We start from the raw sequence: 13,112 nt of genomic DNA, 5'->3' as shown, positions 1-13,112 counted from the left end.
GCCCGAGCACCGACGCCGCTACGGGAAGCCCGGCCGTCACGCCCGGCGTCCTCGGCAGAAGGCGAGCCGCTGCCGGCGGGCCGACCGGCCGAGGGCGAGCCGCCGACCGCAGACCGACCGACCGACGGCGCGCCGTTCGCCGCGGACCCCGGGGAAGAAGGCGAGCCGTCGCGTACGGGACGCCAGGCCGAGGACGAGCCGCCGGCCATGGACCGCCCGATCGAGGGCGAGGAGTCACCTCGGGGCGCCGACCCGCGACCCCCGACCGCAGCCGACCCGTCCAACGGCCCCCCGCTGCCGGCGAAGCCCTCGGGTGACGGGCGGCCGTCGTTCGCCGCTGCCTGCGCAGAAGGTTCCTCCACGGCCGCCGTGCTCCCGTTGGACACGCGTCCGGCGCGCGGTGTGAAGACCGACGGCTCGTCGTCGGGGTCGTCGGGCGGGGTGGACGGGCGGGGCGGGGTCGAGGGGCGCGGCGGGATGGGAGCGTGGCGCGCTTCCGTGCTCATGCACCCCCCGTTTCCTCGTGCCCGGGCCGTCCTCACGTACGCGGGCCGCTGCGCTGCTCGGCTGTGCCCGGCGCGGAAGATCCGTCCGGACACGCATACCCGTACGGTCGGACAGGCATCCCGGTTCAGCGATGCGGCCGGGGGCGTTCCGCCGTACGTGCGCGTCACTCTACGGGTTGTCCGGGCCGGAATAAGAACCAGTCCGGGACGCCGGGGCATCTGCCCGGAACGTCCCCCTACCCTGCGGTAATCCTGTCTGGCAGGCTTCCGTCATGACTGCGCGCGCCGCCGACCGGGCCCGTTACGACCGGGCCACCGCCCATCTCGACGCCCCTCTCGCGATCGTGGACCTGGCCGCCTTCGACGCCAACGCGGCCGATCTCGTCCGCCGGGCCGCCGGCAAGCCGGTCCGGGTCGCCAGCAAGTCGGTTCGCTGCCGGGCCCTGCTGGAGCGCGTCCTGGCGATGGACGGCTTCCAGGGCATCATGTCGTTCACGCTGGCCGAGTCGCTGTGGCTGGCGCGCTTCGGGTTCGACGACGTCCTGCTGGCCTACCCGTCCGCCGACCGGGCCGGTTTCGCCGAACTGGCCGCCGATCCCAAGCTCGCCGGTGCGGTGACCGTGATGGTGGACGACCCGGCGCACCTCGACCTCATCGACGCCGCACGGGACGGCGGACGCGAAGTGGTGCGGGTCTGCCTGGAGTTGGACACCTCGCTGAAGCTGCTCGGGGGCCGGGTCCGGGTCGGCGCGAGGCGTTCTCCGCTGCGCTCCCCCGCCCAACTCGCCGAGCTGGCCCGGACGGTGGCCCGGCGGCCGGGCTTCCGGCTGGTGGGGATCATGGCGTACGAGGGGCACATCGCGGGCGTCGGGGACGCGGTGGCCGGGCGGCCGCTGAGGTCCCGGGCCATCCGGCTGATGCAGGCGGCCGCGCGCCGGGAACTGGCCGAGCGGCGGGACGCGGTCGTACGCGCGGTACGGGCCGTCGTCCCCGGCCTGGAGTTCGTCAACGGCGGTGGCACGGGCAGTGTGCAGCACACCGCCGCCGAGGACGCGGTGACCGAGATAGCGGCCGGTTCGGGCCTGTACGTGCCGCGCCTCTTCGACAACTACACGTCGTTCACCGGCCGTCCGGCGGCCCTGTTCGCCCAGCCCGTGGTACGGCGCCCGGGGGTCGGCGTGGTCACCGTGCTCGGCGGCGGCTACCCGGCCTCGGGTGCGGCCGGTCCCGACCGGCTGCCGGTGCCGTACCTTCCCGAGGGCCTGAAGTACGACCCCCAGGAGGGCCCCGGCGAGGTGCAGACCCCGCTGCTCGGCTCGCCCGCCGACGACCTGCTCATCGGCGACAAGGTGTGGTTCCGGCACGCCAAGGCGGGCGAGCTGTGCGAGCGGTTCGAGGCCCTGCACCTGATCGAGGGGGACACGGTCGCGGCGACCGTGCCCACCTACCGGGGTGAGGGGCAGACCTTCCTCTGACCGGCCGGCCTACAGGGGCGTGACGTACGCGCCCGCGATTCCGCCGTCCACCAGGAAGTCGGTGGCGTTGACGAAGGAGGAGTCGTCGCTGGCCAGGAAGGCGACGGCGGCGGCGATCTCCTCGGCCTCGGCGAACCGGCCGACCGGGATGTGGACGAGACGCCGCGCGGCCCGCTCGGGGTCCTTGGCGAACAGCTCCTGCAGCAACGGGGTGTTGACGGGGCCCGGGCAGAGGGCGTTCACGCGGATGCCCTCCCGGGCGAACTGCACGCCCAGCTCACGGGACATGGCGAGCACGCCGCCCTTGGAGGCCGTGTACGAGATCTGCGACGTCGCCGCGCCCATCCGCGCCACGAAGGACGCGGTGTTGATGATGGAGCCCTTGCCCTGGCGCCGCATGTAGGGGATGGCGGCCTTGCAGCACAGGTAGACGGAGGTGAGGTTGACCTCCTGGACCCGCTTCCAGGCCTCCAGGCCGGTCTCCAGGATGGAGTCGTCGTCGGGCGGGGAGATGCCGGCGTTGTTGAAGGCGACGTCGACGCTGCCGTAGGTGTCGTACGCCGTCTTGAACAGCGCCTCGACCTGTTCGGGGTCGGTGACGTCGACCTTGACGAAGAGCCCGCCCACCTCGTCGGCGACGGCCTTGCCGCGGACCTCGTCCACGTCCGCGCAGACCACGTGGGCGCCTTCGGAGGCGAGCCGGCGGGCGGTGGCGAGGCCGATGCCGCTGCCGGCTCCGGTCACGACGGCGGTACGGCCGACCAGGCGGCGGCAAACAGATTCTGCGGTCACTGTGCGGGGCCCTCCGTGCTGGGGGAGACGTTGCTGATGAAGACGTTCTTGGTTTCGGTGAAGGCGGTCAGGGCGTCGGGGCCGAGTTCGCGGCCGAGGCCGGACTGCTGGTAGCCGCCGAACGGGGTCCAGTAGCGGACGCTGGAGTGGGAGTTGACGGACAGGTTGCCCGCGCGGACGGCCTGGGAGACGCGCAGGGCGCGGCCGAGGTCCCGGGTCCACAGGGAGCCGGACAGGCCGTAGGGGGTGTCGTTGGCGAGGCGGATCGCGTCCTGTTCGTCGGTGAAGGGCAGGAGGACGGCGACGGGGCCGAAGATCTCCTCGCGGGCCGCCCGGCCGTCCGGCCGCTCCCCCGTCAGGACCGTCGGCGGGAACCAGAAGCCGGGGCCGTCGGGGGCGCTGCCGCGCAGCGCGGGAGCGTCCTCGGGAACGTACGACCGTACGCGGTCCAGCTGCTGACGCGAGATCAGCGGGCCCATCTGGGTCTTCTCGTCGGCCGGGTCGCCCACGACGACGGAGGCGAGGGCGTCGGCGAGGAACTCTCGGGCCTCCTCCAGCAGCCGCTCCTGCACGAGGATGCGGGTGCGGGCGCAGCAGTCCTGGCCGGAGTTGTCCAGGAAGGAGAAGGGGTCGAGGGCCGCCTTCAGGTCGGCGTCGGCGAAGACGATGTTGGGGCTCTTGCCGCCGAGTTCGAGGGTGACCGGCTTGACGAGCCTCGCGCAGCGCTCCATGACCTCGCGGCCGGTGCGGGTGGAGCCGGTGAACACGATCTTGGCGACGTCCGGATGGTCCACCAGGGCGCGTCCGGCGGTATGGCCGTAACCGGGCAGCACCTGGAAGACGTGCTCGGGCAGGCCCGACTCCAGGGCGAGTTCGGCGAGGCGGAGCGCGGTGAGCGGGGTGGTCTCGGCGGGCTTGAGGACGACCGCGTTGCCGGCCGCGAGCGCCGGGAACGAGCCCCAGGCGGCGATCGGCATGGGGAAGTTCCAGGGCGCGATCACGCCCACCACGCCCAGGGGTTCCTGGAAGGTGACGTTCCATCCGCCGGGCACCGGGATCTGCTTGCCGAGGAGGCGTTCGGCGCCACCGGCCGCGTACAGCAGCAGGTCGCGGGCGTTGCCGGCCTCCCAGCGGGCGTTGCCGACGGTGTGACCGGCCTCGCGGACCTCCAGCTGGGCGAGTTCCTCGATGTGCGCGTCGACGGTGTCGGCGAAGCGGCGCAGCAGCCGGGCCCGGTCGGCGGGGGCGAGGGCGGCCCACCCGGTCTGGGCGCGCGCGGCCCGTACGACGGCGGCGGCCACGTCCTCCGCGTTCGCGGCGGGGACGGTGGCGACGACCTCTTCGGTGGCGGGGTTGAGGACGACGAGCTCGTGCGGGTCGGACACGTGGTGACCTTTCACAGGCGTTCGAAGGAGCGGCGCAGCTCCCAGTCGGTGACCGCGGCGTCGAAGGCCTCCAGCTCGACGCGCGCCATGTTGCGGTAGTGCGCGACGACCTCGTCGCCGAAGGCGGCCTTGGCGATGGGGCTGTTCTCCCACAGCTCGGCGGCCTCGCGGAGAGTCGTCGGCACGTGCTCGAAGCCGGCGGTGTAGGCGTTGCCCGGGCACGGCTCGGGCAGTTCCAGCTTCTGCTCGATGCCGTACAGGCCGGCCGCGAGGAGCCCGGCGACGGCGAGGTAGGGGTTCACGTCCCCGCCGGGGAGGCGGTTCTCGAAGCGCAGGGAGCGGCCGTGGCCGACCACGCGGAGGGCGCAGGTGCGGTTGTCGTGACCCCAGGCGACGGCGGTGGGGGCGAAGGAGCCGGGCTGGAACCGCTTGTAGGAGTTGATGTTCGGGGCGTAGAGGAGCGAGAAGTCGCGCAGGGCGGCGAGCTGTCCGGCGAGGAAGTGCCGCATGACGTCGGACATTCCGTCGCCGTCGGCCATGGCGTTGCCGCCGTCGGCGTCGGCGAGGGAGAGATGGATGTGGCAGGAGTTGCCCTCGCGCTCGTTGTACTTCGCCATGAAGGTGATCGAGACACCCTCCTGGGCGGCGATCTCCTTCGCACCGGTCTTGTACAGCGCGTGCTGGTCACAGGTGACGAGTGCCTCGTCGTAGCGGAAGGCGATCTCGTGCTGGCCGGGGTTGCACTCGCCCTTGGCGGACTCGACGGTGAGGCCGGCGCCGGCCATGTCGTTGCGCAGGCGGCGCAGCAGGGGCTCGATGCGGCCGGTACCGAGGATGGAGTAGTCGATGTTGTACTGGTTGGCCGGGGTGAGGCCCCGGTAGCCGGCGTCCCAGGCCTGTTCGTAGGAGTCCTTGAAGACGATGAACTCCAGCTCGGTGCCGACCTGGGCGGTGTACCCCAGCTCGGCGAGCCGCTCCAGTTGGCGGCGCAGGATCTGGCGGGGCGCCGCGACGACCGGGGAGCCGTCGTTCCAGGCGAGGTCGGCGACGAGCAGGGCGGTGCCGGGGTGCCAGGGGATGCGGCGCAGGGTGGTGAGGTCCGGCTGCATGGCGAAGTCGCCGTAGCCGCGGTCCCAGGAGGACATCGCGTAGCCGTCGACCGTGTTCATCTCGGTGTCGACGGCGAGGAGGTAGTTGCAGCCCTCGGTGCCGTGCCGCAGGACCTCGTCCAGGAAGAATCGGGCGGCGAACCGCTTGCCCTGCAGCCGCCCTTGCATGTCGGGGAAGGCCAGGACGACAGTGTCGATCTCACCGCTCGCGACGAGGGCGTGCAGTTCCTCGACGCCGAGCGGGGGTGTGCGGTCTGCCACGGGAGAGCCTCCTTCGGCGCCTTCGCGCTTTTTCGGCCGGGCCGGGAGCCATAAGGTATTGCTCAGAACCATTGCTTGGGAAGGGGGTACGGCGGATGTCGCAGGACATCGGTCCCTATGGGCTGGGTGACCGGCTCGCTCCGGTGCTGCGGCCGGTGCGGGCGGGCAACGGCTTCGAGGAGGCGCTGGAGCAGATCCTCCAGGTCGTGCGGCTCGGCCTGGTGCCGGGCGGGGAACGGCTGCCGGCCGAGCGGGAACTGGCGGAGCGGCTCGGGATCAGCCGGGTGACGCTGCGCGAGGTGCTGAAGGTGCTCCAGGACCAGGGGCTGGTGGAGGCGCGGCGCGGGCGCTACGGCGGAACGTTCGTGCTGCCGCGCACGGACGCGGGCGGCGAGGACGAGCTGCGGCGGCGGATCGCCGAGGTGGACATCGAGGACGTGCTGCGGTTCCGTGAGGTGCTGGAGGTGGGCGCGGCCGGGCTGTGCGCGGCGCACGGGCTGACCGGCGAGCAGGCGGACCGGCTGCGCGAGGCGCTGGCCCGCACGCACGACGCCCCGCTGGCGGACTACCGCCGGCTGGACACCCTGCTCCACCTGACCCTCGCCGAGCTGTGCGGTTCGCCCTCCCTGACCGCGCAGTACGCGGCGGTCCGGGCCACGGTGAACGACCTGCTGGACTGCATCCCGCTGCTGGTGCGCAACCTGGAGCACTCGCAGCACCAGCACACCGCACTGGTGGAGGCGGTGCTGGACGGGGACGCGGACGGCGCGCGGGAGATGATGCGGGAGCACTGCGCGGGCACGGCGGCGCTGCTGCGGGGCTTCCTGACGTGAGGCGGGTCTGGAAAGGTATCGGCGTGAACCTTTGACTTCCGTGGAGGGTGGCATGACCGTACGACCACTGATCGGCATCAGCACCTATCTGGAGTCCGGGGCGCGCTGGGGCGTGTGGGAGCTGGACGCGGCGCTGCTGCCGGCCGGCTATCCACGGCTGGTGCAGCGGGCCGGCGGACTGGCCGCGATGCTGCCGCCGGACGTGCCCGAGCGCGCGGCGCAGACGGTGGCCCGGCTGGACGCCCTGGTGATCGCCGGCGGCCCGGACGTGGACCCGGCCCGGTACGGCGCCGAGCGCGAGCCCCGTACGGGTCCGCCCGCCCTGGCCCGTGACGCCTGGGAACTGGCCCTGATCGGGGCAGCGCTGGACGCCGGAACGCCGGTGCTGGGCATCTGCCGGGGCATGCAGCTGCTGAACGTGGCGCTCGGCGGCACGCTGGTCCAGCACCTGGAGGGGCACGCGGAGGTGGTCGGCGTGTTCGGCGGCCACCCGGTGAAGCCGGTGCCGGGGACCCGGTACGCCGGGATCGTCCCGGAGGAGACGACCGTGCCCACCTACCACCACCAGGCCGTGGACCGGCTCGGCGCGGGACTGGTGCCGTCGGCCTACGCGGCGGACGGCACGGTGGAGGCGGTCGAGCTGCCCGCGGACCGGGGCTGGGTGCTGGGCGTGCAGTGGCACCCCGAGATGGGCGAGGACCTGCGGGTGATGTCGGCCCTGGTCACAGCCGCCACGCGGGGCACGGCGGGACGGCCGTAGTCCGGGCCCCGGACGGCCCCGGCTTCCGACTGGGTCACAGCCGCTTCCTGAGCCACTCCAGGGCCGCGTCGCCCTGGGCGCGCTGGAAGCGACGCAGGGTGGGCAGGCCCGGCGGTGCCGGGTTCAGGGAGCTGCGCAGGAAGTAGCCGGCGAGGCCGGCCAGCGCGGCGGTCACGGCGTCCGGGTCGGCGGCGAGGCCCAGCGGGTGCGCGGTGAACACCTCCTCCGGATCGGGCCCGCCCTGCGCCCGCACGCACGGCAGCATGACGAGCAGGTCGAACCAGGGCGCGGCGCGCACGGCGTGCGGCCAGTCCACGAAGGCCACGTCTCCGTCGGTCGTGAGCAGCACGTTGTCCGCGCGCAGGTCCGCATGGGCCAGGGTGTCCCCCGAGGCGCCCTCGGCCCAGCCGGCTTCCAGCGCGGCGAGGTCGCGCAGATGGCCGGCGGTCCAGACACCGAGCCGGTCGCGCACCTCACCGGCCCCGCCGGCCTCGCCGTCGAGCAGCCGGCGCCAGCCGTTGAAGGTGTCCGCCAGATCCTCGGCGACGGGCGGGACGTCGATGGGGCAGGGCGTGCCGGTACGGCCGAGCACGGTCACGGCGTCGAGCACCCGGCGCAACTCGTCCGGCCGCCAGGGCACGTGCGGCTGGCGCCCGGCCACCTCCTCGAAGACCAGCGCCACCCAGGTGCCGTCGTCGTACGTCCCGAGCAGCCGGGGCGCGGGTACGACGGCCGGGAGCGCGGCGGCGATCCGGGCCTCCCGGCGGTGCAGGCCGGGGCTGTGCGGATTGGCTTCGCCGTTCACCGCCTTGACGAAACCGGTGCCGCCCGCGGCGGTCCGCACCCGCGCGGCCACGCCGGGCGAGAAACCGCCGTGCTGGGTCTGCGACCGTACGACCGGCGACCCGAGCATCTCGCCGACGGCCTCACGGACGGCGGTCGGGAGGTCTTCCCAGGGGGCGCGGACGCCTGCGGCGGGCGGGGCGGTGACGGTCATGCGGATCATGGTGCCTGGCCGCTGCGGTGCTTGGCGAAGGGTTTTGCGGTCCGCCGTCGCGGGAGTTCGCCGTCGATTGCCGGGTGCGGGTGCGTGGCGGGCCGGTCGCGCAGTTCCCCGCGCCCCTTGGGGAGCTGCAGTACCGGCGGCTTCGAGGCAAGCGATCCCACCCCGCCGACCCCACCCCGCCGGCCCCGGCCGGGCCGCACCCGTCACCCCCGCGTCAGCGACAGCAGTTCCCGTGCCGGGCCGGTGGGCCGGTGCCCCGTCGGCCAGACCGCGCGCAGGTCGCGCCGCAGGGAGACACCCTCCACCGGGATGCTGACCAGGCGTCGCATCGCCAGCTCCTCCCCCACCGCCAGCTCGCTGAGGACCGAGGGGCCCGCGCCGCTGACGGCCGATGCCTTGACCGCCGTGGTCGAGGACAGCTCGATCAGGGGCCGGGCGAGGCCGCCGAGCGCCGCGTCCAGGACCTGCCGGGTGCCGGAGCCGCGTTCACGGAGGATCAGCGCAGTGCCCGCCAGTTCCTCCGCCGTCACGGGGCGCCGGCGGCGGGCCCAGGGATGGCCGGGCGCGGTGACGACGATCAGGCGATCGCGGGCGATGACGGCGGAGTCCAGTCCCGTCGGGACCGACAGGCCCTCCACGAACCCGAGGTCCGCCTCCCCGGCCAGCAGGAGTTCCGCGACCTTCGCCGAGTTGCCCGCGAGCAGCGACACGGCCGTGTCGGGCCGCTCGGCGTGCAGCGCGAGGAGCCAGCCCGGAAGCAGGTACTCGGCGATGGTCATGCTCGCCGCGACCCTGAGGCGCGAGTCCCGCCGGTCGCGCAGCGCCCGCGCGCCCGCGTCGAAGGCCGCCGCCGCCTCGACCACACGGCGGGCCCAGTCCGTCACCAGGGCGCCCGCGTCCGTGAGCCGGGAGCCGCGGGGCGAGCGGTCGACGAGGGCAACACCGAGTTGCCGTTCCATGGAGCGGATCCGGCTGCTGGCGGCGGGCTGGGTGATGCCGACCTCGCGCGCCGCCGCACCGAGGCTGCCCAGCCGCGCCACCGCCAGCAGCAGTTCCAGCGCGGCCAGGTCGGGCACCCGGTGCGCCAGTGACGCCGTGCGCTCCGGTTCCCGGCGCTCTCGGTCCGTGGGCTCTCGCCGTCCCTCCGCCTCACTCATAAGACCAGCTTATGCCCTGATAGACAGGAACCCCCTGGTCAGGGGCGAGCGGCGGCGGCACGGTGATCCCATGGTCACCGCAGCCCAGCCCTTGCCCGCCCCTTCCGTCCCCCGTACCGCCCTCGTCCGCCACCTCGGCCCCAACTGGTACGCCACCGTCATGGGCACCGCCATCCTCGGCTCGGCCGGCGTCGCGCTGCCCGCGCACGCGGCAGCTCTGCGCCATGTCTTCGCCGGAACCTGGGTCCTGTCCCTGATCATGCTGGTGACCCTGCTCGGGGCCCGGGCCCTGCGCTGGACCCGCCATGGCGACCGGGCCCGCGCGGATCTCCTGGACCCGGCCATGGCCCCCTTCTACGGCTGCCTGTCGATGGCCCTGCTGGCGGTCGGCGGCGGTGCCATGACGGCCGGGCGGGACCTGATCGGCACCGGCACGGCCGTCGCCCTGGACGCCGTACTGTTCACCGCGGGTACGGCGGTCGGGCTCGCCGCCGCCGTGGCCGTGCCGTACCTGATGGCCGTACGGCATCGCGTCGAGCCCGCGCAGGCGAGTCCGGCCTGGCTGCTGCCGCTGGTCGCGCCCATGGTGTCGGCCGCGCTCGGCCCGCTGCTGGTGCCGTACCTGCCGGCGGGCCAGCCCCGCGAGACCCTGCTGCTGGCCTGTCTCGCGCTGTTCGGGCTGAGCCTGCTCGCGACGCTGCTGATGCTGTCGCTGGTCTTCGCGCGGCTGGTCTCGGACCCGCTGCCGCTCGCCCTCACCCCGACCCTGTTCCTGGTCCTCGGCCCGCTCGGGCAGTCCACCACCGCGGTCGGCAAGATCGCGGACGCGGCTCCGGGGGTCGTCCCGGCCGCGGACGCCCGTGGCCTGCCCGTCTTCGCCGTCCTGTACGGGGTGCCGGTCATGGGGTGCGCGCTGCTGTGGCTGGCGCTGGCGACCGCGCACGTGGTGCGGGCCCGCCGGCGGGGCATGAGGTTCGCGATGAGCTGGTGGGCGTTCACCTTCCCGGTGGGTACGTGTGTCACCGGCGCCATGGCGCTCGCCCGGCACACCGGCCTGGCGGTCTTCGACGCGCTGGCCGTCGGGCTGTACGCCCTGCTCGCCGCGGCCTGGGCGGCGGCCGCCGCCGGCACCGTACGCGGGCTGCTCAGCGGCGAGTTGCTCGCAGCGCCTCGGCCAGCACCCCTGGCGCCTCGGCCAGAGACGGGCCGTACCAGGTCAGGTGCCGCCCGCTGACCAGGGCGCAGGGCAGGCCGGGGAAGGCCTCCGGGCCGTCGTCGGCGGTGAAGCGGTAGGGCTCGTCGGGCAGCACCACCACGTCCGGGGCCGCCGCCCGCAGTTCGTCCAACGGGACGCGGGGGTAACGGTCGGGGTGACCGGCGTACAGGTGGTCGACGCCGAGGCGGGCCAGGACGTCGCCGGCGAAGGTGTCCCGGCCCAGGACCATCCAGGGGCGGCGCCAGATCGGCACCACGGCCGTCGTACGGCCCTCGGGCGGCGGCAGCGCGGTCCAGGCCGCCTCCGCCTCGGCGAGCCAGCGCGGGCGCCCCGGCGCGCCGCACGCAGTGAGGACGCGCTCCAGTTCGGTGAAGGCCCGCGGCACGCTGCGCACTTCGGTGACCAGCACATCGAGGCCTGCGGCGCGCAGGGCGTCCAGGTCGGGGGCGCGGTTCTCCTCCTCGTTGGCGATCACCAGGTCGGGAGCGAGGGCGAGGATGCGGTCGAGCTTGGGGTTCTTCGTGCCGCCGATCCGGGTGACGTCCAGGTCCGCCGGGTGGGTGCACCAGTCGGTGGCGCCGGCCAGCACCCCGGGCAGCGTCACGGCCACCGCCTCGGTGAGGGACGGGACCAGGGAGACGACCCGCACTACCGCGACCGGTCCTGAACGGCCTCGATGTGCTCGGCGACCGCCACCACGACGACCCGGGTGTCCGGCACCGTCGCCCGCCACCGGTGGCGGACCCCACCGGTCAGATACAGGGTGTCGCCGCGACCGAGGCGATACGCGCGCCCCTCGGCCTCTATCTCCACCGCGCCGTCGGCGACGTACATCAGCTCGTCGTTGCGGTGCTGGAACTCGCGGCCGGCGTCGTGGTCACCGGTGAACTCGGAGGCGTGCAGCTGGTGGTGGCCGCGCACCAGGGAGCGGGTCCGGGGTTCGAAGCCGCCCTCGGCCGCCGGGTCGGCGCGTACGACGTCCACACTGGCCGCCGGGTCGGCGGCGGCGAGGAGTTCGACGGCCGTGGTGCGCAGGGCGTCGGCGAGCTTCTCCAGCGAGGTGCGGCTGGGGCGGGCCCGGTCGTTCTCGACCTGGCTGAGGAAGGGCACCGACAGACCGCTGCGCTCGGCCACGGCGGCGAGGGTCAGGTCCAGGGCACGGCGGCGTCGCCGGACGGCCGCGCCCACCCGCACGGGCTGCTCTTTGTGGTCGCCCATCGCTCCGGCTCCCTCCCTCGCTCGTCGTGCCACTGTCCGGGTGCCCGGCTCGGGGCACACCTCTTCTGATGACTTCTCTGCACCCTACGCATGTTCGGCAAACCGTTTCACGTCGCTGTCACATACCCGACATGCTGCCGAGCCGCCACCCTCACGGTTCGCGCCAGCGTGACGGGGCCCCGGGCCGGTCCCTGGCGGGGTCCGGGCCCGGGGCGAACATGCCGACCAGCAGGGCCGGGGGCCCGGGCGGGGGCCAAGGGTCGTCACGGACCGTGGTTGGCCGGATCCTTACCGTGCCGGGAAAGCGCCGCGCCAGGGCGGGACCACAGGGCGCCGGCGACCGGCTCCTTCCTGGCACGGGCGCGCTCGAGCCCGGCGAACACGGCGCTGTCGGTGCGGTGCGGCATGATGCGAACGTGACCGGACGACTCATGCTGCTCGACACCGCATCGCTGTACTTCCGCGCCTATTTCGGCGTCCCGGACTCCGTGAAGGCACCGGACGGCACGCCGGTGAACGCCGTACGCGGACTGCTGGACTTCATCGACCGGCTGGTCAGGGACCACCGGCCGCAGCACCTGGTGGCCTGTATGGACGCCGACTGGCGGCCGCAGTGGCGGGTGGACCTCATCCCCACCTACAAGGCGCACCGGGTCGCCGAGGAACACGAGGACGCGCCGGACGAGGAGGTCGTGCCGGACACCCTCTCCCCGCAGGTTCCGGTCATCGAGGAGGTGCTGGACGCGCTCGGCATCGCCCGGGTCGGCGTCGCGGAGTACGAGGCGGACGACGTGATCGGCACGTTCACCGCGCGCGCCGAGGGCCCGGTGGACATCGTCACCGGCGACCGCGACCTGTACCAGCTGGTGGACGACGCGCGCGGGATCCGGGTGCTGTATCCGCTGAAGGGCGTCGGCACCCTGCAGCTGACCGACGAGGCGGTGCTGCGCGAGAAGTATGGCGTCGACGGGCGGGGGTACGCGGATCTGGCGCTGCTGCGCGGCGACCCGAGCGACGGCCTGCCGGGCGTGCCCGGGATCGGCGAGAAGACGGCTGCCAAGCTGCTCGCCGAGTTCGGCGACCTGGCCGGGATCATGACGGCGGTCGACGACCCGCGGGCCAGGCTCACGCCGTCGCAGCGCAAGCGGCTCACCGAGGCCGGCCCGTACCTGGCGGTCGCGCCGAAGGTGGTGCGGGTGGCGGACGACGTACCGCTGCCGGACGTCGACACGGCCCTGCCGCACGCCCCTCGGGACCCGGCGGGCCTGGAGCAGCTGGCCAGGCGCTGGGGGCTCGGCGGCTCCCTGCAGCGGCTGTTGACCACACTCGCCGTGGAACCCGGGTGACGGTGACCTGAATATGCGCGGCGACCGGAATATTCCGGCAAAGGGCTC

The 13,112-nt window shown here is 73.8% G+C and carries 12 protein-coding genes; 5 read left to right on the top strand and 7 right to left on the bottom strand.

The window, feature by feature from the left end:
* Nucleotides 1-778: 778 nt before the first annotated feature.
* Nucleotides 779-1,981, top strand: a complete 1,203-nt coding sequence (locus LMU33_RS08155) for an amino acid deaminase/aldolase (protein ID WP_228618713.1) — start codon at nt 779-781, stop codon at nt 1,979-1,981.
* A gap of 9 nt (nt 1,982-1,990) precedes the next feature.
* Here the strand turns inward: LMU33_RS08155 and LMU33_RS08150 are convergent, their stop codons facing one another.
* The 3 genes from LMU33_RS08150 to LMU33_RS08140 are packed head-to-tail and all read right to left on the bottom strand — an operon-like array spanning nt 1,991 to nt 5,528.
* A complete protein-coding gene (locus tag LMU33_RS08150; RefSeq protein WP_228618711.1) occupies nt 1,991-2,773 on the bottom strand; it encodes a 3-oxoacyl-ACP reductase in 783 nt (260 codons plus the stop codon).
* On the bottom strand, nt 2,770-4,158 hold the full coding sequence (locus LMU33_RS08145) for an aldehyde dehydrogenase family protein (RefSeq protein WP_228618710.1): 1,389 nt from the start codon (nt 4,156-4,158) through the stop codon (nt 2,770-2,772). Before LMU33_RS08145 ends, LMU33_RS08150 begins: the two co-directional genes overlap by 4 nt.
* An 11-nt stretch (nt 4,159-4,169) precedes the next feature.
* Nucleotides 4,170-5,528 carry a glutamine synthetase family protein gene (locus LMU33_RS08140; RefSeq protein ID WP_228618708.1) on the bottom strand — a complete coding sequence of 453 codons (1,359 nt, stop codon included), beginning with the start codon at nt 5,526-5,528 and terminating at the stop codon, nt 4,170-4,172.
* Nucleotides 5,529-5,623: 95 nt separating this feature from the next.
* Here LMU33_RS08140 and LMU33_RS08135 point away from each other — a divergent pair, with 95 nt between their 5' ends.
* Entirely contained in the window at nt 5,624-6,361 is a 738-nt protein-coding gene (locus LMU33_RS08135; RefSeq protein WP_228618706.1) for a FadR/GntR family transcriptional regulator, read from the top strand.
* 52 nt (nt 6,362-6,413) lie between these two features.
* Nucleotides 6,414-7,121 (top strand): gamma-glutamyl-gamma-aminobutyrate hydrolase family protein, encoded by a 708-nt coding sequence (locus tag LMU33_RS08130; protein ID WP_228618705.1) that lies wholly within the window; start codon nt 6,414-6,416, stop codon nt 7,119-7,121.
* A gap of 34 nt (nt 7,122-7,155) precedes the next feature.
* Here the strand turns inward: LMU33_RS08130 and LMU33_RS08125 are convergent, their stop codons facing one another.
* Both LMU33_RS08125 and LMU33_RS08120 read right to left on the bottom strand, forming a co-directional pair.
* Nucleotides 7,156-8,118 carry a phosphotransferase gene (locus LMU33_RS08125; RefSeq protein WP_228618703.1) on the bottom strand — a complete coding sequence of 321 codons (963 nt, stop codon included), beginning with the start codon at nt 8,116-8,118 and terminating at the stop codon, nt 7,156-7,158.
* A gap of 212 nt (nt 8,119-8,330) precedes the next feature.
* Nucleotides 8,331-9,284, bottom strand: a complete 954-nt coding sequence (locus LMU33_RS08120; protein ID WP_228618701.1) for a LysR family transcriptional regulator — start codon at nt 9,282-9,284, stop codon at nt 8,331-8,333.
* A 70-nt stretch (nt 9,285-9,354) separates the two neighbouring features.
* Here LMU33_RS08120 and LMU33_RS08115 point away from each other — a divergent pair, with 70 nt between their 5' ends.
* Nucleotides 9,355-10,518: a TDT family transporter gene (locus LMU33_RS08115; protein WP_228618699.1), complete on the top strand. Its 1,164-nt coding sequence runs from the start codon at nt 9,355-9,357 to the stop codon at nt 10,516-10,518.
* On the opposite strand, the gene LMU33_RS08110 is transcribed toward LMU33_RS08115, so the two are convergent.
* Complete coding sequence (locus tag LMU33_RS08110) at nt 10,430-11,149, bottom strand: helical backbone metal receptor (RefSeq protein ID WP_228618698.1); 720 nt, start codon at nt 11,147-11,149, stop codon at nt 10,430-10,432. The genes LMU33_RS08115 and LMU33_RS08110 overlap by 89 nt on opposite strands.
* A complete protein-coding gene (locus tag LMU33_RS08105) occupies nt 11,149-11,718 on the bottom strand; it encodes a helix-turn-helix domain-containing protein (RefSeq protein WP_228618696.1) in 570 nt (189 codons plus the stop codon). The genes LMU33_RS08110 and LMU33_RS08105 overlap by 1 nt, the downstream gene beginning before the upstream one ends.
* A gap of 416 nt (nt 11,719-12,134) precedes the next feature.
* Between LMU33_RS08105 and LMU33_RS08100 the strand changes: the two genes are divergently transcribed.
* Nucleotides 12,135-13,064, top strand: a complete 930-nt coding sequence (locus tag LMU33_RS08100) for a 5'-3' exonuclease (protein WP_228618694.1) — start codon at nt 12,135-12,137, stop codon at nt 13,062-13,064.
* The last annotated feature ends 48 nt before the right edge of the window (nt 13,065-13,112 follow it).

This window comes from Streptomyces barringtoniae, assembly GCF_020819595.1.
GTDB classification, from domain to species: Bacteria; Actinomycetota; Actinomycetes; order Streptomycetales; family Streptomycetaceae; genus Streptomyces; species Streptomyces barringtoniae.
The sequence above is the reverse complement of the archived record's forward strand: the minus strand, read 5'-3'. Positions and strand labels throughout refer to the sequence as shown.

Coding starts and splice junctions, on each gene's coding strand:
- LMU33_RS08155 (WP_228618713.1), top strand. CDS start 779: ATGACTGCGCGCGCCGCCGACCGGGCCCGTTACGACCGGGCCACCGCC.
- LMU33_RS08135 (WP_228618706.1), top strand. CDS start 5,624: ATGTCGCAGGACATCGGTCCCTATGGGCTGGGTGACCGGCTCGCTCCG.
- LMU33_RS08130 (WP_228618705.1), top strand. CDS start 6,414: ATGACCGTACGACCACTGATCGGCATCAGCACCTATCTGGAGTCCGGG.
- LMU33_RS08125 (WP_228618703.1), bottom strand. CDS start 8,118: ATGACCGTCACCGCCCCGCCCGCCGCAGGCGTCCGCGCCCCCTGGGAA.
- LMU33_RS08120 (WP_228618701.1), bottom strand. CDS start 9,284: ATGAGTGAGGCGGAGGGACGGCGAGAGCCCACGGACCGAGAGCGCCGG.
- LMU33_RS08115 (WP_228618699.1), top strand. CDS start 9,355: ATGGTCACCGCAGCCCAGCCCTTGCCCGCCCCTTCCGTCCCCCGTACC.
- LMU33_RS08105 (WP_228618696.1), bottom strand. CDS start 11,718: ATGGGCGACCACAAAGAGCAGCCCGTGCGGGTGGGCGCGGCCGTCCGG.